The organism is Herbidospora mongoliensis (assembly GCF_001570545.1).
Lineage (GTDB): Bacteria > Actinomycetota > Actinomycetes > Streptosporangiales > Streptosporangiaceae > Herbidospora > Herbidospora mongoliensis.
Window position 1 is genome coordinate 778,361 of sequence record NZ_BBXD01000008.1, and the last position, 18,457, is coordinate 796,817.

Below are 18,457 nucleotides of genomic sequence, written 5' to 3' on the forward strand. Positions count from 1 at the left end.
GCTGATGCCCCGCCGGTGAAGACCGGCGGGGCATCTGTCATGTGAAGGAGTTCTGCATGGAAGAACTGCCGATCAAGGGCGCCTACCTGTACACCCCGAGGCTGTTCCGCGACGACCGGGGCACGTTCATGGAGTCGTTCCGGGCCACCGAGCTGTCCGAGGCCACCGGCCATGGTCTGCGCCTGTCCCAGACCAACGTCTCGGTCTCGGCCAAGGGCGTGATCAGGGGCATCCACTACGCCGACGTGCCGCCGAGCCAGGCAAAATACGTGACCTGCGTGTCGGGCCGGATCCTCGACGTGATCGTCGACCTCCGCGTGGGCTCACCCACGTTCGGGCGGCACACGACGGTTCCGCTGGATGCGGAGAGCTTCCAGAGCGTCTACATCTCCGAGGGCCTCGGCCACGGCTTCGCCGCCCTCACCGACAACGCCACCGTCTTCTACCTGTGCTCGGAGCCCTACGCCCCGGCGCGGGAGCGCGGCATCAACCCGCTCGACCCGGCTCTGAACATCGACTGGCAGGTCTCCGAGCCGGTGCTGTCGGAGAAAGACGTACAGGCGCCATCAATGAAGCAGGCCCTCGACGAGGGCCTGCTTCCTGATCTCGATGCGTGTACGACCTTCTACAGAACCCTCAGCTGATCTTCCACGTGTCGCCGCCCTGGAGCAGTTCGTCGAGGTCGCCCTGACCCCGCTGCGCCACGGCCATTTCCAGCTGCTCGCTCATCAGGCTGTCGTAGGACGGCCGGTCGACCGACCGGAAGATGCCGATCGGAACGTGCTGGAAGGCCGGCTCGTCGAGCCGGCTCAGCGCGAACGCGAGCGACGGGTCGGGGTTGTGCACGTTGTGGACGAGGATCTCCGACTCGGCGATCGAGTCACGCGCGACGACCTCGAGACCGCCCGTGGGGGCGACCTTGACCGCCTGGGTCGCGTTGGCGATCGGCTGCCCGTGCTCCAGGCGGAGCGTGATCACGTCACGCTTCTCGGGGTCCTTGAGCTGCTCGAACGCGTTGTCGTTGAAGATGTTGCAGTTCTGGTAGATCTCCACCAGCGAGGTGCCCTGGTGGGCGGCGGCCTCGCGCAGCACGCTGTGCAGGTGCTTGCGGTCGGAGTCGATGGTCCGGGCGACGAACCCGGCCTCGGCGCCGACGGCCAGCGAGATCGGGTTGAACGGCTTGTCGAGCGAGCCCATCGGGGTCGACTTGGTGATCTTGCCGATCTCGGAGGTGGGGCTGTACTGGCCCTTGGTCAGACCGTAGATCCTGTTGTTGAACAGCAGGATGTTCAGGTTGATGTTGCGGCGCAGCGCGTGGATCAGATGGTTGCCGCCGATCGACAGGGCGTCGCCGTCACCGGTGATCACCCAGACCGACAGGTCGGGCCGGGAGGCGGCCAGGCCGGTCGCGATGGCCGGGGCGCGGCCGTGGATCGAGTGGAACCCGTAGGTGTTCATGTAGTAGGGGAACCGCGAGGAGCAGCCGATGCCCGACACGAACACGGTGTTCTCGCGCTTGATCCCCAGCTCCGGCATGAACGACTGCACGGCGGCCAGGATGGCGTAGTCACCGCACCCGGGGCACCAGCGCACCTCCTGGTCGGACTTGAAGTCCTTCAGGGTCTGCTTGCCCTCGGCCCTCGGCACCAGCGCCAGGCCCTTGCCGTTCAATGATTCACTCACTGTCGATCACTTCCTGGATCACTCCGGCCAGCTCTTCGGCCTTGAACGGAAGTCCGCGCACGCGGTTGTAGCTGATGATGTCGACGAGGAACTTGGCCCGCAGCAGCAGCGCGAGCTGGCCCAGGTTGATCTCCGGCAGGAGGACCTTGTCGTAGGCCTTCAGCACCTCGCCGATGTTCTTCGGGAACGGGTTCAGGTGACGCAGGTGGGCCTGGGCGACCTTGGCGCCGCCCCGGCGCACCCGGCGGGTCGCCGCGGCGATCGGGCCGTAGGTCGAACCCCAGCCGAGCACCAGCACCCGGGCGTCGCCGTCGGGGTCGTCGACCTCGAGATCGGGCACGTCGATGCCGTCGATCTTGGCCTGGCGCAGCCGGACCATGAGGTCGTGGTTGTTCGGGTCGTAGGAGATGTTGCCGGTGCCGTCGGCCTTCTCGATGCCGCCGATGCGGTGTTCGAGGCCGGGCGTGCCGGGGATCGCCCACGGGCGGGCCAGCGTCTCGGTGTCCCGCTTGAACGGCAGGAACGTCACGCCGTCTTCGCCGTTGGGCTCGACGGTGTAGGGCACCGAGATGTCGGGCAGTTCGGCCGCGGTGGGCAGTTTCCACGGCTCGGAGCCGTTGGCCAGGTAGCCGTCGGAGAGCAGCATCACCGGGGTGCGATATTTCACCGCGATCCGGGCGGCCTCGATGGCGGCGTCGAAACAGTCCGACGGCGTCGCCGGGGCGATCACCGGCACCGGCGACTCGCCGTTGCGGCCGTAGAGCGCCATCAGCAGGTCGGTCTGCTCGGTCTTGGTCGGCATGCCGGTCGACGGACCGGCGCGCTGCACGTCGACCACGATCAGCGGCAGCTCGGTGACCACCGCGAGGCCGACGGTCTCGGCCTTCAGCGCCACACCGGGCCCCGACGTGGTGGTCACGCCGAGCGCGCCGCCGAAGGCGGCGCCCAGGGCGGCGCCGACGCCGGCGATCTCGTCTTCGGCCTGGAAGGTGCGGATGCCGAACCGCTTGTGCTTCGACAGCTCGTGGAGGATGTCGGAGGCCGGGGTGATCGGGTAGGAGCCCAGGAACAACGGCAGCTTGGCCTGGACCGACGCCGCGATCAGCCCGTAGGCCAGTGCCTGGTTGCCGGAGATGTTCCGGTAGAGGCCCGCCTTCAGCGGGGCGGGCTTGATCTCGTACGAGACCGAGAACGCCTCGGTCGTCTCGCCGTAGTTGTAGCCGGCGTTGAAGGCGGCCACGTTGGACTTGGCGATGGCGGGCTTCTTGGCGAACTTGGTCTCGATGAACTTGATGGTCGCCTCGACCGGGCGGCCGTAGAGCCACGAGAGCAGGCCGAGGGCGAACATGTTCTTCGCGCGCTCGGCGTCTTTCTTGGAGATGTCGAACTCTTCGAGCGCCTTGACCGTCAGCGAGGTCAGCGGCACCGAGTGGAGCCGCCACTCCGCCAGGCTCTCGTCTTCGAGCGGGTTGGCGTCGTAGCCGACCTTCTGCAGGTTCCGCTTGGTGAACTCGTCGGCGTTGGCGATGATGTCGGCGCCGCGCGGCAGGTCGGAGATGTTCGCCTTGAGGGCGGCCGGGTTCATCGCCACCAGGACGTTGGGCGCGTCGCCTGGCGTGAGGATGTCGTGGTCGGCGAAGTGGAGCTGGAAGCTCGACACTCCGGGGAGCGTGCCTGCCGGGGCGCGGATCTCGGCCGGGAAGTTGGGCAGCGTCGACAGGTCGTTGCCGAACGACGCGGTCTCCGCCGTGAAACGGTCTCCGGTCAGCTGCATACCGTCGCCGGAGTCACCCGCGAACCGGATGATCACGCGGTCGAGTTGCTGCACCTGCTTGGTCACAGCGCTCAGTCCTCCTCGACAGACCAAGGCAAGGTCTGCTCGTGGCACATGTGTGAGTTCAATGCTAGATCCCTTTGCCACGCATGTACGAATGCGTAGGGGTTGTGACCTGGGTCGCTCGTCTGGGGTCGTGAGTCAGTCGGGAAGGGCTTGACACAGTCCCGACGCCATGCGGCACAGGTCGACGTGCCGACGAGCGAAGAGGATGATTCGGGTCACGGTGCCTAACTATATGTCCCCGCCTGGCTCAAGGTAGCGGGCGACCATAGCGCGAGACGGCGCTGTCCACAGCCGATTCGTAGGTTCGGCCTGGCTGCATCGGGCGTGTTCCGTACAACTCGGGAACGGTGACAAAAACGTACCCGCGGTCCCTGAGTTCCTTGAGGATCAGCGGGAGGGCCTCGGGGGTGGCGGGGCCGAGGTCGTGCATGAGCACGATCGAACCGGGCTTCACGCCGGAGACGACGCGTTTGACGATGTCGGCCGCCTTGGCGTCGCCGCTGTCCCCGCTGTCGACGTCATGGGTGACCACGCTCAGGTGGAGCTCGGCGGCGATCTTGGCGACGTCGGGGTTGACGGCGCCGTACGGGGGCCGCATCAGGGCCGGCAGGTTGCCGGTCGACTGGGCGATGACGTCCTGGGCGCGGGAGAGCTGTTCGTAGACGCGGTTGTCGGGGAGCGTCGTCAGGTCGCGGTGCGACCAGGTGTGGTTGCCGACCAGGTGGCCGTCGGCGGCCATCCTCCTGAGGAGGTCGGGACGGGCGGCCGCGCTGGTGCCGGTGGTGAAGAAGGTGGCCCGGACGCTGCCGAGCGCGGTCAGGATCCGGTCGGTGTAGGGCCCCGGCCCCTCGTCGAACGTCAGGGCGACGCAGCGGGCGACCCGGCAGTCGACCTTCCCCGGCACCGCCGGCGCGGTGGCCTCCGGAGCTTCCCGCAGCTCGGGCGGGGTGGTCGGCCGGGCCGACTCGACCGACTGCTGGGCGGCCCTGCCGAAGTCCGACAGCAGCGGCGCCGCGTCCTTCTTCGGGATCGCGGTGGCCATCCGGCCGAGGGCGCCCGGCCCGATCTCGTAGTCGTCGAACTCCACCACCAGGTCGCCGCGCGAGTTGAAGTCGAGCGAGTCGAACAGCTCCGGGTCCGCCTTGATCGCCGCCTGGTTCACCTCGGCGTCGCCGGCCAGCCGGGCCTTCACCGCCCGCGCGAGCCCGTTCAGGTCCTTGACCAGCAGATCGGAGCTCACGACCTTCTCTCCGTCGAACCAGAGGGTCCTGGTCTCGTTGAGCCACGTGGCGCCCTCGTAGCGGCCGGTGCGCAGGCGGACGCCGCTGGCCTTCGGCGACACGGCGGTGAGCTGCCAGTCGACGTTGATCTCGGACTTGGGGAGGGTGGCCTTGCCCTTGGCGGCCTTCGCGCTGAACGCCTTGGCCTCGGCGGTGAGCTCGGCCTTTACCTGGTCGCTCAGAGGGGTCGTGCCGGGGACCTCGGGGTAGGTGAGGTGGACGTTGGAAGTGCCCGTCTCTTCATAGATCGTCCTGACCTGGAGGCCGGGAACGGCGGCGGGGTCGACGAAAGTCAGCACCGTCGGCTCGGACGGTGGGAGTTCGTCTCCCGGCGGGTTGAAGGCCACCCCACACGCGCAGCTGGCGGCGGCGAGGAGCGCGATTCCTCCGGTGAATCGCAAAGAGGGCATGAATGTCAGATTATTGGCGGTAGCGAGTGGTTTGCTGTGACTTGGCAGTGTCCGTGAGCTTCTTTGGTTCAGCTCACAGGTGCGCGATTATCAAGGGGTGGACGGATACTTCGGGTCGTACGCCATCGTGGCCGTGCTGCTGGCTATCGGGGCGGCGATCTTCGCGGGCGCGCTGCTGATCAACCGGCTGCTGCGCCCCGACAACCCGACCGAGGCCAAACTGACCACCTACGAGTGCGGCGTCGACCCCGTCGGCGACGGCTGGGCCCAGTCACAGGTCAGGTACTACGTCTTCACCTATCTCTACGTCGTCTTCGCGGTCGACGCCGTTTTCCTGTTCCCCTGGGCGACCGTGTTCGCCGCGCCCGGGTTCGGTATGACCACCCTCGTCGAGATGTTCGTGTTCCTGGCGTTCATCGCCCTCGGCATCGTCTACGCGTGGCGCAAGCGCGTTCTGACTTGGACGTGACCCATGGTTGACCTCCCCACCCCGACGTTCCGGCCTCCCGGCGGCCCCGCCGCCCGGCTGGCGCCGAAGCCGATGAAGTTCGTGCTGAACTGGGGCCGCCGCTACTCGCTGTGGGTCTTCAACTTCGGCCTGGCCTGCTGCGCGATCGAGTTCATCGCCACCTCGATGAGCCGCCACGACTTCATCCGCTTCGGGGTCATCCCGTTCGCCAACGGCCCCCGCCAGGCCGACCTGATGATCGTCTCCGGTACGGTCACCGACAAGATGGCCCCCGCCGTGCTGCGCCTCTACGAGCAGATGCCCGATCCCAAATACGTCATCTCGTTCGGCGCCTGCTCCAACACCGGCGGCCCCTACTGGGACTCCTACTGCGTCACCAAGGGCGTCGACCAGATCATCCCGGTCGACGTCTACGTGCCGGGCTGCCCGCCCCGGCCCGAGGCGCTGCTCAACGGCATCATGAAGCTGCAGGAGAAGATCGCGGCGGAGGGCATGGCGTGATTCTCGATGAGTTCGGCTCCCGGGTGGTGATCTCCGAGTCCTTCGGCGAGACGACCGCTGACGTCGGTCCCGGCGACTGGATCGAGGTCCTCACCTTCTGCCGCGATGACGGGTTCACCTTCTTCGACTGGCTCACCGCCGTCGACGACCCGCCCGAAGGTTTCGCCGTCGTCGCCCACCTCGCCGACCAGGAGAAACACCGTCGTCTGCTGGTACGCGCCCACGTGCCGCTGACCCATCCCGTGCTCCCGACGGCGGTCGGCGTGTTCCGGGGCGCCGACTGGCACGAGCGGGAGACCTTCGAGATGTTCGGCGTGATCTTCGAGGGCCATCCCGACCTCAAGCCGTTGCTGCTGCCCGACGGCTTCGAGGGTCACCCGCTCCGCAAGAGTTTCGTGCTGGCCGCCCGGGTCGCCAAGACGTGGCCCGGCGCGAAGGAGCCCGGCGAGTCGAGTTCACCGTCCAGACGGAAGATGCTGCCGCCCGGAGTGCCGTCCGACTGGGGGCGCAATGCCTGAACTGCTGGAAGTCGCGATCAGACTGGTCGTGATCGTCGGGGTGTTCCTGCTGCTGCCGCTGATCGTCGGCCAGATGGAACACAAGGTCATGGCCCACATGCAGTCGCGCCTCGGCCCCATGTACGCCGGCGGGTTCCACGGCTGGGCCCAGCTCATCGCCGACGGCGTCAAGTTCATGCAGAAGGAGGACATCATCCCGGCGGCGGCCGACCGGACCGTCTTCAAGCTCGCCCCCGCCGTGGCCCTGGTGCCCTATCTGGTCGTCCTCGTCGTGATCCCGGTGGGGCCCGGTCTGCTCGGGGCCGATCTCGACGCCGGGATCTTCTTCGTGCTGGCCGTGATGGGCGTCGGCGTGCTGGGGTCGATCATGGCCGGGTGGTCGTCCGGCAACAAGTATTCGGTGCTGGGCGGGATGCGGTCGGCGGCGCAGCTCATGTCGTACGAGCTGCCGCTGGTCCTGGCCGCCGCCAGCGTGGCCATGGCCGCCGGGACACTCTCGCTCCAGGGCATCGTGGAGGCCTGGGAGCCCTGGTGGCTGGCCTGGCAGGCGATCGGCGCGGTGGTGTTCTTCGTGGCGGGCCTGGCCGAGTTGCGCAGGCCGCCGTTCGACATGCCGATCGCCGAGTCGGAGCTCATCATGGGCCCGATGACCGAATACACCGGCATCAGGTTCGCCCTGTTCATGCTGACCGAGTACGCCGGGATCGTGGTCCTGTCGGCGTTGACGACCGTCCTGTTCCTGGGCGGCTGGCACGGCCCGCTGCTGCCCGGCCCGGTCTGGACCCTGATCAAGGTCTTCGCGCTGGCGTTCGTCGTCATCTGGGTCCGGGTCAGTTTCCCGCGCATGCGGGAAGACCAGCTTCAGCGGCTCGCCTGGGTCGGCCTGGTGCCTCTCGCGCTGGTGCAGCTCGCGCTGACCGGGGTGGTGAAGGTCCTCTAGCTAGTGGACGATCCGCAGCATGATGTCCGACGCGGTCGGCCGGTTCTGCGGGTTCTTGTCCAGGCAGGAGGCCGCGAGGTCCCGTAACGAGGGCGGCAGCCGCATCAGGTCGGGCTGGTGGTTGATGATCCGGTTGAGGATCGCCGGGATGGTGTCCTCGCCGAACGCGTTCTTGCCCGACGCCGCGAACACCATCGTGGCCGCCCACGCGAAGATATCGGTCTCCGGCCCGACCACCCGGCCGCCGACCTGCTCGGGCGACATGTAGGCGGGGGTGCCCATGACCTGGCTCGCGGTCGCGTTGACCTGGTCGAGCGCCTTGGCGATGCCGAAGTCGATCACGCGCGGCCCGTCGGAGCCGATCAGCACGTTGCTGGGCTTGAAGTCGCGGTGCACGATCCCCGCCTTGTGGATCGCGGCCAGCGCGCCCGACGTCGCGAGCGCGAGCCGGGTCAGCCCGTCTTCGTTGCGGGGACCCTGGTCCTTGACGAGCTGCTCCAGCGACACGCCCTCGACGTATTCCGACACGACATAGGCCAGGTCGTCGGTGATGTTCACGTCGAGCACCCGGGCCGTGGAGAACGGCGCCACCCGGCGGGCCGCGTCGACCTCACGCAGGAACCGCGCCTGGGCGTCCTTGTCCTTGGCCATGTGGGCGTGCAGCACCTTGACGGCGACCTTCCGCCCCCGCTGGTCGACACACAGGTGGACGGCCCCCTGACCGCCCTGCCCGAGATCCCCGATCACCTGGTAGGGCCCGATGAACTTCGGCCCATGCCCGCTGCGGGGCTGCGGCCCCATCGTCGAGGGATGGGTCGGCTGCGTGTAGGGCCGGGGAGGGGGCGTCATCATGTGCGGCGGTGGCGGCGTGTTCATGTGCTGCTGCTGCGGGGGATAGGCCGGCCGCGGCGGCTGATGCGTCTGCTGGGGGTGCTGCTGAGGGTGATGCTGCGGCGGGTAGGCCGGCCGGGGCGGCGGCATGTGCATCGGCCGCTGCTGGTGCTGCGGCTGCGGCTGCTGCTGGACGGGCTGCCAGGCGTGGCCCGGCTCGAACACGCTCCGCCGGATGATCAACGTGTTGGCCAGCCCGCCGAACCAGCCCGCGAGCAGTCCCAGCGTCGTCGTCGTGTCCAGCCAGGTCGGCATCATGTCGATTTCTTCGTAGCTGCCGATGGCGATGAAGAAGACGATGAAGTTCAGGGCGTAGAAACCGGTGGCGACGACCAGCCAGGGGCTGCGCTTCTTGGCCGCGGCGTACCCGATCACGAACGGTGTGCCGAACCCGCAAGTGAACAGTGGAACCAGCGCCCACACCCAGGAGACAGCCGCGTTCGGCGCGGGCTTCTGCGGCTGCTGCGGCGGTTGCCAGTACGGATGCACAGCGCGAACAATACGTACTTCCGACGGCAAGCGCCTCTATTACGGGAGATAGACGCCGTATTCGGAGAGCTCATCATTCAATGTGACCGGCAGTTCCAGCAGGTCCGACAGGTCCTCGGCCGACGTGAACGTAACTGTGCGGCTACGCGCCTCCAGCACCCGTTCGATCAGATCGGGCGTCATCCCGGGAACGGTCCTGAGCACGATCGCGGGCGCGTGGTTCATGTCGACCAGCCCGCCGTCGTCGAACCGCAGTCCCAGGTCGGGCCGGCCGACCCCTAACCGCCGCGCCCGGCCCGGATTCCGATCGGCCAGCGCCCGCGCCTCCCGCCGCAGCAGCCGCGCCCGCTCGAACGGGCAGGCGGGCCCGAACACCTTCTTCCTGACCGTGAACGCGTGGAGCGTTCCGCCCAGCCACGACACGAAGAGGCCCAGCACCATCACCACGGCCCAGATCCCGGAGACGGTCCCCGTCGCGTTGCCGATGAGGAGCCAGGCGGCCATCGAGGTGGCGTACAGAAGCCCGGAAAGGGCCAGCCACCAGCTGCGCCGCCAGAAAGCGGCCCACAGGAAGGTGAACGGCGTCGCGAAACCAATAGTGACCAGGGGCGCCACCGCCCACAGAAGTCCGCGAGCCGCCGACTGCGGCACCTGGTCCATATGCGAAGGATACGGACTTTCTGTCTCGACCTGGAGAAAACCGAAAGGGCCGGGTCGTCACATTCACGGGGACCCTCTTCTAGGGGATGATGTTGGATCGTGGCGCGCATACCAGGAACAGGCCTGGCCAAAGGCTTGGCCGTAACGCTGCGACACATGCTCAGTCGCTCCGTGACGCAGCAATACCCAGAGGTCCGCCCGGACCTTCCGCCCCGATCCCGCGGCGTGATCGCGCTGGTCGAGGAGAACTGCACGTCGTGCATGCTCTGTGCACGGGAGTGCCCCGACTGGTGCATCTACATCGACTCCCACAAGGAGACCCTGCCCGCACCCGAAGGCGGCCGTCCCCGGCAACGGAACGTGCTCGACCGCTTCGCCATCGACTTCTCGCTGTGCATGTACTGCGGGATCTGCATCGAGGTGTGCCCGTTCGACGCGCTCTTCTGGGCCCCGGAGTTCGAATACGCCGAAGGCGACATCCGCAACCTCCTCCACGAGAAAGACCGGCTGGGCGAGTGGGCGGCCAGCGTCCCGGTGCCGCCTCGACACGAGGACAACGCCGAACCTCCGAAGGAACTGACGGCCAGTCGCAAGCCTCCTCGCGGCCCGGGAGGCCCCGGCACGCCGAAGCCCGAAACACCCGCGGAGAGTTCCGACGCCCCGAAAGCCCAGCCGTCGCCGCCCGAAGCGGAGGGTTCCGGGGAGACCAAGGCCCGCGCCCCACGCGACGCCACGACGACTCCGGCGGAGACCAAAGCGCGTCCGCCGCGCGATGTGCGATCGATCCGGCCACCGGGGCGGTTGCCTGAGTCGAGGACATCTGCGGAGCGATCGTCTTCAGACGCCGATGAACCGGGTCGGCCGGGGAAGCCGGGCGGCTCTTCGGATTCAGCGGAATCGGGGGAGCCGGGGGGCGGGGAGCGGTCCGATGAGGAGGGGCCGTGAGCGGTGTCGGCTTCTGGCCGCCGTCCACGCTTGAGGTTGTCTTTCTGCTGCTCGGGCTGGTCGCCGTCGGTTCGGCGCTGATGGTGGTGACCACCAAGCAACTGGTGCACGCCGCGCTGTGGCTGGTGGTCTGTTTCGGGGCGCTGGCCGGGTGTTATCTCGTGCTGACGGCCGAGTTCGTCGCGTGGGTGCAGGTGCTGATCTACGTCGGCGCCGTTGTGGTGCTGCTGCTGTTCGGGATCATGCTGACGCGAGCGCCCATCGGGCGCAGTGACGATCTCGACTCCGGTAATCGGGTGGCTGCGGCGGTCGTCGCCGTGGCCACCGCCGGAGTGCTGGTCAGTGTCGTCGTGGGCGGTTTTCAGCACGCTTACGCGGATCTTCAGCCCGGTGCCGGATCGGCGGAAACACTCGGTGCGAGCATCTTCCGGAACTGGGTGCTCCCGTTCGAGGCGCTCTCGGTGCTGCTGCTGGCCGCGCTGATCGGGGCGATCGTGCTGTCGCGTACCGACATCAAGGGCCGGGGGTGAGGGCGTGCACGTCGTCTATCCCGCCGTCGTGGCCGCGCTCCTGTTCTCCATCGGGGTGTACGGCGTCCTCGCGCGACGCAACACCATCCTCGTCCTGATGTCGGTCGAGCTCATGCTCAACGCGGTCAACCTCAACCTGATCGCCTTCGACGTCTGGTTGCGGGACGTGCTGCACTCCGGCCAGGTCCTGACCCTGTTCGTGATCGTCATCGCCGCCGCCGAGGTCGGGATCGGGCTGGCCATCGTGCTGGCCGTCTTCAGGACCAGGAAGGCCATCGAACTCGACCGGCTGCGCGATTTGGGGGAGCCGTGATCGCCGCGCTCATCGTGGTCCTGCCGTTCGCGGGGGCCCTGCTCGGACTGCTGCTGTCCCGCTACCCGCACGGCCGCAGCCCCGCGGAGAACCTGGCCGCCAACAAGCGCGCGGCCTGGTTCGGCGTCGTGCCGACCGCGCTGTCGGCCGCGCTCATCGGCTGGCTGGCCTGGGAGAACACGCCGTCCACGAACGTGCTGACCGTGATCGACACCGGCGGAATATCGATCACCGTCGGGCTGGAGGTCACCGAACTGTCGGTGCTGACGGCGATGCTCGTCGGCGTGGTGGCGCTGGCGGTGCAGGTCTACTCGGTGGGATACATGCGGGGCGAGTCCCGCTACCCCTCCTTCAGTGCCTTCATCAGCCTGTTCACCAGCGCGATGCTGCTGGTCGTGTTCGCCGCCGACCTCATGGTCCTGTACGTCGGCTGGGAGATCATGGGCCTGTGCTCCTACCTCCTGGTCGGGCACTGGTGGGAGGAGCGGGCCAACTCCCGCGCCGCGATCAAGGCCTTCCTGGTGACGCGCCTGGGTGACGTCGGCTTCCTGTTCGGCATCTTCGTCCTGGGCTTCGCGGCCGACTCGTTCCGCATCTCCGACATCCTGGCCGCCGACATCCCGCAGTCGACGCTGGTCCTGGCGACGTTGCTGCTGCTCGCGGGCGTGGCCGGCAAGAGCGCCCAGGTCCCGCTGCACACGTGGCTCCCCGACGCGATGGCGGGCCCGACCCCGATCAGCGCCCTGATCCACGCCGCCACGATGGTGGCGGCCGGCATCTTCGTGGTGGCCCGCCTCTACGTGCTGTTCCCGCAGCCCACCCTCGACGTGCTGGGCGTGGCCGCCGCGATCGGCATGCTTGGCGCGGCCCTGGCGGCCTTCGCCCAGAACGACCTGAAACGCGTCCTGGCCTACTCGACGATCAGCCAGCTCGCCTACATGGCCGCCGCCCTGGCCGGCGGCGCCCGCGACGCGGCCGTCTTCCACCTGGTCACCCACGGCGCCTTCAAGGCCCTGCTGTTCCTGTGCGCCGGCGCGGTCATCCACCACGTGGGCTCGAACCTGCTCCACCACATGGGCGGCCTGCGCCGCTCGATGCCGGTGACGTTCTGGACCATGACCATCGGCTACGCCGCCCTGATCGGCCTGCCCCCCGCCAGCGGCTTCTTCAGCAAAGACGCGATCTTGTACGGCCTGGAGCGCTCGACCAGCCCCATCCAGCTCCTCCTCTACGGCTCGGCCCTGCTGACCGTAGGCGTGACCGGCGCTTACGCGACCCGGGCGTGGCTGATGACCTTCTTCGGCACCGGCAAGATCCAGGCCCTCCCCGAACCCGCCCCCGGCACCGCCCACATCTTCGACGGCCGCGAGGCCCCGCCGTCGATGCTGTGGCCCTTGGGCGTCCTGGCCGTCCCGGCCCTGCTCCTCGGCTTCACCGACGTCGGCGAGTTCCACCTGGCCCCCGCGGTGACCGCGCTGGTCGTGGCACTGCTGGGCGCGGCGTTCGTCTACGTGGTCTGGCGCGGGTCGCCCGAACGAGACCCGGCCCGGTTGCTGGGAGCTTTCCGAGACCCGTGCGAGCAGGCTTTTTACGTCGATCGCCTGTACGCGGCCCTGTTCGTGCGGCCGGTGCTCGCGCTGGCCCGTGGAGTGGTGCGGACCGACGACGGCGTGGTCGACGGGGCGGTGCGCGGATCCGGGCGGGCGACGGTCGGGCTGTCGGGGCTGCTCCGCCACCTGCAGAACGGCAACGCGCAGCTTTACGTGACGGGGGTGCTCGCCGGGGTGCTGTTGATCGCGGTCGGGGCGGTGATGCTGGGATGAGGATCCAACGCCCTCCGCTGAGACGAACGGCGCGTGCTCCCGGACCGCCCATTGGCAACGCGGCGGGTCCGCAGCCTTCACTGAGCGAGTTCACATTGTCGAGACAGCCGCTTGACGCGTGCCAGGCGGCGTTCGCTGACGCGAAAGACGGGTCGCCTGAGCTTGCCGCATTCGAGGGTGTCGTTCCGCTACGTCGGCGAGTGGTTGGGGTGGTGTGGCCGTGAGTGTTCTGCTGGTTGTGCTGCTTGCCGTTCCCCTGCTGGGGGCCGCCGCCCTGCTCGTTCCCGGGCCGCTGGGCAAGGCGGCGGTGCGGTTCGGGATCCTGGTTTCCGGTGTGGTTTTCGCGGTCTCCGTCGCGGCGGCTTCCGTGTTCGACTACGCCGATGCCGGGAGCATTCAGGGAAACGTCGACTTCGCCTGGATCCCCGGGCTGGGGGTGCGGTTCCACCTGGGGATCGACGGGATCTCGCTGCCGCTTGTCGTGCTGACCGCGCTGCTGACCCTGCTGTGCTTCGTCTATCTGGCAGGACACGAACCCGAGCGCGCTCGGGAGTTCGTCTTCGCGCTGCTGCTGCTCGAACTGGGGATGCTCGGCACGTTCCTCTCGCTCGACCTGCTGCTGTTCTTCGTGTTCTTCGAGGTCGTGCTCATCCCGATGTACTTCGTCATCGCCATCTGGGGTGGGCCGGGGCGGCGGGCGGCGGCGTACAAATTCATTCTCTACACGTTGCTCGGGTCGGCCGTGCTGCTGGTCGGGCTGCTGTTCGTCTGGGCGCAGACCGGGACGCTCGACATGGTCCGGCTCGCGGCCGAGCATCCGATGAGCCGGTCGGCGCAGATCCTCGCGTTCGTGGCCATCGGGCTCGGGCTCGCCGTCAAGACGCCGATGTGGCCGCTGCACACCTGGCTGCCCGACGCGCACACCGAGGCCCCGACCGTGGGATCGGTGCTGCTCGCGGGGGTGCTCCTCAAAATGGGCACCTACGGGTTCGCCCGGGTGGCCATCCCGATCCTGCCCGAGGGCGCCGCCGCCGTCGCGCCGTGGCTGGGGGCGCTGGCCGTCGTCGGTATCGTCTACGGCGCGCTCGCCTGTCTGGCGCAGCGGGATCTGAAGCGGCTGATCGCCTATTCGTCCGTAGGGCACATGGGGTTCGTCCTGCTCGGCTTCGCGACGCTCACCCCGGTCGGAATCAACGCCGCCCTCTACGGGAACGTCGCCCACGGGCTGATCACCGGCCTGCTGTTCTTCCTGGTGGGGGCGCTGAAAGAGCGGCACGGCACCGCTGACCTCGACCAGCTCGGGTCCGGCCTGCTCGGACGGCTGCCCTATGTCGGGTCGTTGCTGACCTTCGCCTGCGTCGCCTCGCTCGGGCTACCCGGGCTGGCGGGGTTCTGGGGCGAGATGCTCGCCCTCCAGGGTGCCTACGAACCGGCGGCCGGGCTGCCCCGGCCGCTGTTCCTGACGTTCATGGTGATCGGCGGGCTCGGGGCGGTGCTGACGGCGGCCTACTTCCTGGTCATGCTGTCGAAAGTCACCCACGGCCCGTGGGGCGGGCCGGGTCCGGGGCTGAAGGACGCCACTCGGGTCGAACTCACCGCTTGGGTACCGCTGGTCGTGCTGATCCTGGTGTTCGGACTGTGGCCTTCGGCACTGCTCGGCCTGACCACACCGGCTGTGCAGAGCCTTTTGGGGGTGCCGTGATCCCGCCGGCCGCGTGCTTCCCGCAGGGGCAGGGTTTTGGGGAGGTGTCGTGATCCAGTCGATCGACTACGGGGCGATCGCTGCGCCGCTGATTCTGGCGTTGACCGCCGGGCTCGTTCTGCTGCTCGATGCCTTCCTGCCCGCTCGTCGCGGAGTCAGGACGGCTCTCGGCTGTGTCACACTGGCCGCGCTGGTGGGGGCGTTCGCCGTGGTGGTGGGCCAGAGAGGTACCAGGGAGACGTTCTGCGTCCCGTCTGTTGGGTGCTCCTACGTCGTCGACTCGACCACGATCGTGTTCGCGGGGCTGGCGCTGGGTGCCGGCATCGTTGTGGTGCTGCTGTCGATGGGGCAACTCGCCGAAGGCGATATCCCTGTCGGGGAGTGGTATTTTCTGCTGCTCGCGGCCCTCACCGGAGCCGTCACGCTGCCCGCGTCGCGGGACCTCATCATGCTGGTCGTGGCGCTCGAACTCGTCTCGCTGCCGGTGTTCGCGCTGACCGCGATGCGCCGCTACGACGGCCGCGGGGCCGAGGCGGCGCTGAAGCTGTTCGTCGTCTCCGTCGTCTCCACGGCGGTGATGCTGTTCGGCGTCAGTCTCCTGTACGGCATCACGGGCGCCGTCCACCTCGACGCGATAGCGGCGGCGCTGGCGCAGCCGGAGCGCCCGGGGGCCGGGCCGGTCGTGGCGGTCGGGGCCGTCATGGTCATCGCCGGGTTCGGGTTCAAGATCGCCGCCGTGCCGTTCCACTTCTGGGCCGCAGATGTCTACCAGGGCGCTCCGATCCCGGTCGCGGCCCTGCTGTCGGTCGTGTCGAAGGCGGCGGGGTTCGCCGGGCTGATCCTCGTCCTCACCCAGGCGCTGCCGAGTGAGTCGGCGACCTGGACGCCGATCGTGGCTGTCTTGGCGGCGTTGACCATGACCGTCGGGAACGTGCTGGCGCTCCGGCAGACCCATCCGGTTCGGCTACTGGCCTGGTCGTCGGTGGCCCAGTCGGGATACATCCTCGCGCCCATCGCGACCACCGACACCCAGGCGGCCACCGCCTATCTGGTCTTCTACGCCGCCATGAACCTGACGGCCTTCGCGGTGGTCATGGCCGTCCCGCACGACACGCTCGACGGTTACCGGGGGCTGGCCTTCGGGCGTCCGGGCGCGGGGCTGGCGCTGGCTTTCGCGCTGATCTGCCTGGCCGGGCTGCCTCCCGGGCTCGCCGGGCTGTTCGCCAAGGTCGTCGTGTTCCGCGAGGTCGTGGCCGGTGGGCTCGGCTGGCTGGCGGTGGTGATGGCGGTCAACACGGTGATCGGGCTCTACTACTACATCGCCTGGACGGCCCGCCTCTTCACACCCGCCGACGCCACCAGACCCGCCACGACCGGGCCCGCCTGGATCGCGGTGGGGGCGGCCACGGCAGTGGCGGTGGCGTTCTCGGTCGCGCCGCAACTCGTCCTCTCCGCACTGGGATGAGCCATCGTCGCCCACGCGTGTGGTGAACGCCGGCGCGATGAGGGTCTGAGCGATCGTCGCCTGCGCTGGGGCGTGCGAGCTGGCTGTGGTGAACGTCGGCGCGAGGCGACGCGCATATGAGCGATCGTCGCCTGTGCCATGCGTGCGAGTTGGCTGTGGTGAACGCTGGCGCGAGGCGACACGCATATGAGCGATGGTCACCTGCGCCACGCGTGCGAGTCGGTCGTGGTGAAGGCTGGTGCGACGCGTATGGGCGATCGTCGCCCCCGCCGCGTGTGCCCTGTTGCGATGCCCTCCCGTCATGGGTAACTCTCGCCGGTGTTCAGGCAGGGGAGGTCACCGTTGTGGCGTTGTCCGTCGGGGGAGTACGTCAACGGCCTGATTGCCGTCGCCTTTTCTCCGCCCGGCCGCGTTCCTCGCACTCCGCGTCTGAAGGCGCGATGGTGGAGTTCCGCTCTGACCTGTGATGTTCGCCGCGGCGGCTAGCCGGTTCGGCGTTCTCGCATCGAGCGAACTCAGCAGGCTCCAGGCCTTCGGATGATCTAGGACGGGAACGCCCAAACCTCCCCTCACGTTGGGTAAGGGAGGAGCGCGAGGAGGTGGGCGATGCGGAGCAACGGGGCGCGTACTGCCGGGGTGTTGGGCGCGTCCGGTGTGCTGATCGTCCTGGTGGCGGGGCTGCTCGGAGGGATCACCGGGCTGGTGGCGGGGATGGCGCTCGCCGTGGTCACCGTTTGGGTGGCCTACTTCTTCTCTGATCGGTTCGCCTTGGCGGCGCTCCGCGCGCGGCCCGTCGGCGAGGTCGAGCACGCCGTCCTCTACGCGATCGTCCGCGAGCTCTGCACGCAGGCCCGGCGGCCCATGCCCCGCCTCTACGTCTCCCCGCTGGCCCAGCCCAACGCCTACGCCACCGGCCGCACGCCCCGCAAATCCGCCGTCATCGTCACACACGGGCTGCTCTCGCTGCTCGACGAGCGGGAGTTGCGAGGGGTCATCGGGCACGAACTGGCCCACGTACACAACCATGACACCCTGCTCGCCTCGGTCGCGGGAGCGCTGGCGACGATGTTCACCACGTCGGGGTATCTCGGCCCGATCTTCGGGGTGCGGCGGACCGACGACGAGACCCCTGCCACGCTGACCCGGGTCGTCGGCGCGGTGCTCCAGCCGATCACTACCGGCCTGGTCAGGCTGGCGCTGCCGCCCGACCGCGAGTTCGCGGCCGACGAGGCGTCGGCGCGGATGACGGGTGACCCGCTCGCTCTCGCCTCCGCGCTGAGGCGCGTCGACGCCAGTAACAGGGCCCGGCCGCTGCCGAGGAACGGGCGGATCGCCAGCGCCAGTCACATGCTGTTCGCCGGGCCGTTCGCGACCCGGCCGACCACCGCCGAGCGGGTCGCCAACCTGGAGCGGCTGCGTTAGCTGTGCCGGTTCGCCGGGTCGGTCTCCCCGGCGTGCAGGGCGAACAGGCCGTCGATGCTCTCCCTGGCCGCACCGGAGCGTTCGGCCAGGCGCTTCTTCGAGCTGGCGAGTTCATGGTGGTCGTCGAGGAGGGGACGATCCTTCTCGTACTCCATGAACGGCACCGAATAGCCGCAGGAGTCGGTGATGCGGTCGCAGCTGACCACGATCACCGACCGGACGGCCGGATGCGGGCCGAAGTTCTTCAGCAGCGCCTCGAAACGGGGGTCGTCGGGGATGACGACCTCGCCGGTGCCGTACAGGCGGACGATGTTCGGCGAACCGGAGAAGGCCGCGAACATGATGGTGATGCGGCCGTTGTTTCGCAGGTGGGAGATGGTCTCGACGCCGCTGCCGTCAAGATCGAGGTAGGCGACGGTGGTGTCGTCGAGGACGGCGAAGGTGTCGGCGTAGCCCTTGGGCGACACGTTCACATGCCCGCCGCTCTCAGGGGCGGTGGCGACAAAATAGACCGGCTGAGAGGTCACGAACGTCCGCAGCCGGTCGTTGATCACGTCATATTGCTTGCCCATAAAC

General features: G+C 68.5%; 19 protein-coding genes. 12 read left to right on the top strand and 7 right to left on the bottom strand.

The genetic code is table 11. The annotated features are described in order from the left end of the window. Nucleotides 1–56 precede the first annotated feature (56 nt). A complete protein-coding gene (rfbC, locus tag AW272_RS03840) occupies nucleotides 57–644 on the top strand; it encodes a dTDP-4-dehydrorhamnose 3,5-epimerase (RefSeq protein ID WP_066361228.1) in 588 nt (195 codons plus the stop codon). Here rfbC and AW272_RS03845 read toward each other — a convergent pair. From AW272_RS03845 to AW272_RS03855, 4 genes are all read right to left on the bottom strand, one after another. Next, complete coding sequence (locus AW272_RS03845; protein WP_066361033.1) at nucleotides 637–1,683, bottom strand: 2-oxoacid:ferredoxin oxidoreductase subunit beta; 1,047 nt, start codon at nucleotides 1,681–1,683, stop codon at nucleotides 637–639. The genes rfbC and AW272_RS03845 overlap by 8 nt on opposite strands. Beyond that, nucleotides 1,676–3,523: a 2-oxoacid:acceptor oxidoreductase subunit alpha gene (locus tag AW272_RS03850; protein ID WP_066361034.1), complete on the bottom strand. Its 1,848-nt coding sequence runs from the start codon at nucleotides 3,521–3,523 to the stop codon at nucleotides 1,676–1,678. Before AW272_RS03850 ends, AW272_RS03845 begins: the two co-directional genes overlap by 8 nt. A 135-nt stretch (nucleotides 3,524–3,658) precedes the next feature. Continuing rightward, nucleotides 3,659–3,742: a putative leader peptide gene (locus AW272_RS45925; protein ID WP_369408714.1), complete on the bottom strand. Its 84-nt coding sequence runs from the start codon at nucleotides 3,740–3,742 to the stop codon at nucleotides 3,659–3,661. A 28-nt stretch (nucleotides 3,743–3,770) separates the two neighbouring features. Continuing rightward, complete coding sequence (locus AW272_RS03855; RefSeq protein WP_157518264.1) at nucleotides 3,771–5,213, bottom strand: polysaccharide deacetylase family protein; 1,443 nt, start codon at nucleotides 5,211–5,213, stop codon at nucleotides 3,771–3,773. A gap of 97 nt (nucleotides 5,214–5,310) precedes the next feature. On the opposite strand from AW272_RS03855, the gene AW272_RS03860 reads away from it, so the two are divergent. Genes AW272_RS03860 through nuoH form a run of 4 tightly spaced genes read left to right on the top strand, consistent with a single transcriptional unit; the run spans nucleotide 5,311 to nucleotide 7,641 of the window. Further along, entirely contained in the window at nucleotides 5,311–5,682 is a 372-nt protein-coding gene (locus AW272_RS03860) for an NADH-quinone oxidoreductase subunit A (RefSeq protein ID WP_066361036.1), read from the top strand. Between the two features lie 3 nt (nucleotides 5,683–5,685). Further along, nucleotides 5,686–6,183, top strand: coding sequence for an NADH-quinone oxidoreductase subunit B (locus tag AW272_RS03865; RefSeq protein WP_066361037.1), 498 nt, complete (start codon nucleotides 5,686–5,688; stop codon nucleotides 6,181–6,183). Next, entirely contained in the window at nucleotides 6,180–6,701 is a 522-nt protein-coding gene (locus tag AW272_RS03870) for an NADH-quinone oxidoreductase subunit C (RefSeq protein ID WP_066361038.1), read from the top strand. The genes AW272_RS03865 and AW272_RS03870 overlap by 4 nt, the downstream gene beginning before the upstream one ends. Further along, a complete protein-coding gene (gene nuoH / locus AW272_RS03875; protein ID WP_066361039.1) occupies nucleotides 6,694–7,641 on the top strand; it encodes an NADH-quinone oxidoreductase subunit NuoH in 948 nt (315 codons plus the stop codon). The genes AW272_RS03870 and nuoH overlap by 8 nt, the downstream gene beginning before the upstream one ends. Here nuoH and AW272_RS03880 read toward each other — a convergent pair whose 3' ends face one another. After that, nucleotides 7,642–9,021: a serine/threonine-protein kinase gene (locus AW272_RS03880; RefSeq protein WP_157518266.1), complete on the bottom strand. Its 1,380-nt coding sequence runs from the start codon at nucleotides 9,019–9,021 to the stop codon at nucleotides 7,642–7,644. It lies immediately after the preceding gene. A gap of 39 nt (nucleotides 9,022–9,060) precedes the next feature. After that, complete coding sequence (locus AW272_RS03885; RefSeq protein WP_066361041.1) at nucleotides 9,061–9,681, bottom strand: ComEA family DNA-binding protein; 621 nt, start codon at nucleotides 9,679–9,681, stop codon at nucleotides 9,061–9,063. A gap of 156 nt (nucleotides 9,682–9,837) precedes the next feature. Here AW272_RS03885 and AW272_RS40295 point away from each other — a divergent pair, with 156 nt between their 5' ends. The 7 genes from AW272_RS40295 to AW272_RS03920 all read left to right on the top strand — a co-directional run bounded on the left by AW272_RS40295 (nucleotide 9,838) and on the right by AW272_RS03920 (nucleotide 17,881). Further along, a complete protein-coding gene (locus AW272_RS40295) occupies nucleotides 9,838–10,626 on the top strand; it encodes a 4Fe-4S binding protein (protein WP_083957921.1) in 789 nt (262 codons plus the stop codon). Between the two features lie 80 nt (nucleotides 10,627–10,706). Further along, nucleotides 10,707–11,156 (top strand): NADH-quinone oxidoreductase subunit J family protein, encoded by a 450-nt coding sequence (locus AW272_RS03895; protein ID WP_083958000.1) that lies wholly within the window; start codon nucleotides 10,707–10,709, stop codon nucleotides 11,154–11,156. Nucleotides 11,157–11,160: 4 nt separating this feature from the next. Next, nucleotides 11,161–11,469, top strand: coding sequence for an NADH-quinone oxidoreductase subunit NuoK (gene nuoK / locus AW272_RS03900; RefSeq protein ID WP_066361043.1), 309 nt, complete (start codon nucleotides 11,161–11,163; stop codon nucleotides 11,467–11,469). Next, nucleotides 11,466–13,292: an NADH-quinone oxidoreductase subunit 5 family protein gene (locus AW272_RS03905; RefSeq protein ID WP_218010773.1), complete on the top strand. Its 1,827-nt coding sequence runs from the start codon at nucleotides 11,466–11,468 to the stop codon at nucleotides 13,290–13,292. The genes nuoK and AW272_RS03905 overlap by 4 nt, the downstream gene beginning before the upstream one ends. Before the next feature lie 220 nt (nucleotides 13,293–13,512). Continuing rightward, the gene (locus tag AW272_RS03910; RefSeq protein WP_083958002.1) at nucleotides 13,513–14,994 is read left to right on the top strand and encodes a complex I subunit 4 family protein; all 1,482 of its coding nucleotides are present in this window, start codon (nucleotides 13,513–13,515) and stop codon (nucleotides 14,992–14,994) included. Between the two features lie 49 nt (nucleotides 14,995–15,043). Further along, nucleotides 15,044–16,459: an NADH-quinone oxidoreductase subunit N gene (locus AW272_RS03915; RefSeq protein ID WP_066361045.1), complete on the top strand. Its 1,416-nt coding sequence runs from the start codon at nucleotides 15,044–15,046 to the stop codon at nucleotides 16,457–16,459. A gap of 606 nt (nucleotides 16,460–17,065) precedes the next feature. Continuing rightward, a complete protein-coding gene (locus AW272_RS03920) occupies nucleotides 17,066–17,881 on the top strand; it encodes a M48 family metalloprotease (protein WP_066361046.1) in 816 nt (271 codons plus the stop codon). Here the strand turns inward: AW272_RS03920 and AW272_RS03925 are convergent. Then, entirely contained in the window at nucleotides 17,878–18,453 is a 576-nt protein-coding gene (locus AW272_RS03925) for a pyridoxamine 5'-phosphate oxidase family protein (RefSeq protein ID WP_066361047.1), read from the bottom strand. The two genes, AW272_RS03920 and AW272_RS03925, sit on opposite strands and share 4 nt — an antisense overlap. Between the last annotated feature and the right edge of the window lie 4 nt (nucleotides 18,454–18,457).

What these genes read in the sequence shown, in the direction of transcription:
- rfbC (WP_066361228.1), top strand. Translation starts at nt 57, where the DNA reads ATGGAAGAACTGCCGATCAAGGGCGCCTACCTGTACACCCCGAGGCTG.
- AW272_RS03855 (WP_157518264.1), bottom strand. Translation starts at nt 5,213, where the DNA reads ATGCCCTCTTTGCGATTCACCGGAGGAATCGCGCTCCTCGCCGCCGCC.
- AW272_RS03865 (WP_066361037.1), top strand. Translation starts at nt 5,686, where the DNA reads ATGGTTGACCTCCCCACCCCGACGTTCCGGCCTCCCGGCGGCCCCGCC.
- nuoH (WP_066361039.1), top strand. Translation starts at nt 6,694, where the DNA reads ATGCCTGAACTGCTGGAAGTCGCGATCAGACTGGTCGTGATCGTCGGG.
- AW272_RS03885 (WP_066361041.1), bottom strand. Translation starts at nt 9,681, where the DNA reads ATGGACCAGGTGCCGCAGTCGGCGGCTCGCGGACTTCTGTGGGCGGTG.
- AW272_RS40295 (WP_083957921.1), top strand. Translation starts at nt 9,838, where the DNA reads ATGCTCAGTCGCTCCGTGACGCAGCAATACCCAGAGGTCCGCCCGGAC.
- AW272_RS03895 (WP_083958000.1), top strand. Translation starts at nt 10,707, where the DNA reads ATGGTGGTGACCACCAAGCAACTGGTGCACGCCGCGCTGTGGCTGGTG.
- AW272_RS03920 (WP_066361046.1), top strand. Translation starts at nt 17,066, where the DNA reads ATGCGGAGCAACGGGGCGCGTACTGCCGGGGTGTTGGGCGCGTCCGGT.
- AW272_RS03925 (WP_066361047.1), bottom strand. Translation starts at nt 18,453, where the DNA reads ATGGGCAAGCAATATGACGTGATCAACGACCGGCTGCGGACGTTCGTG.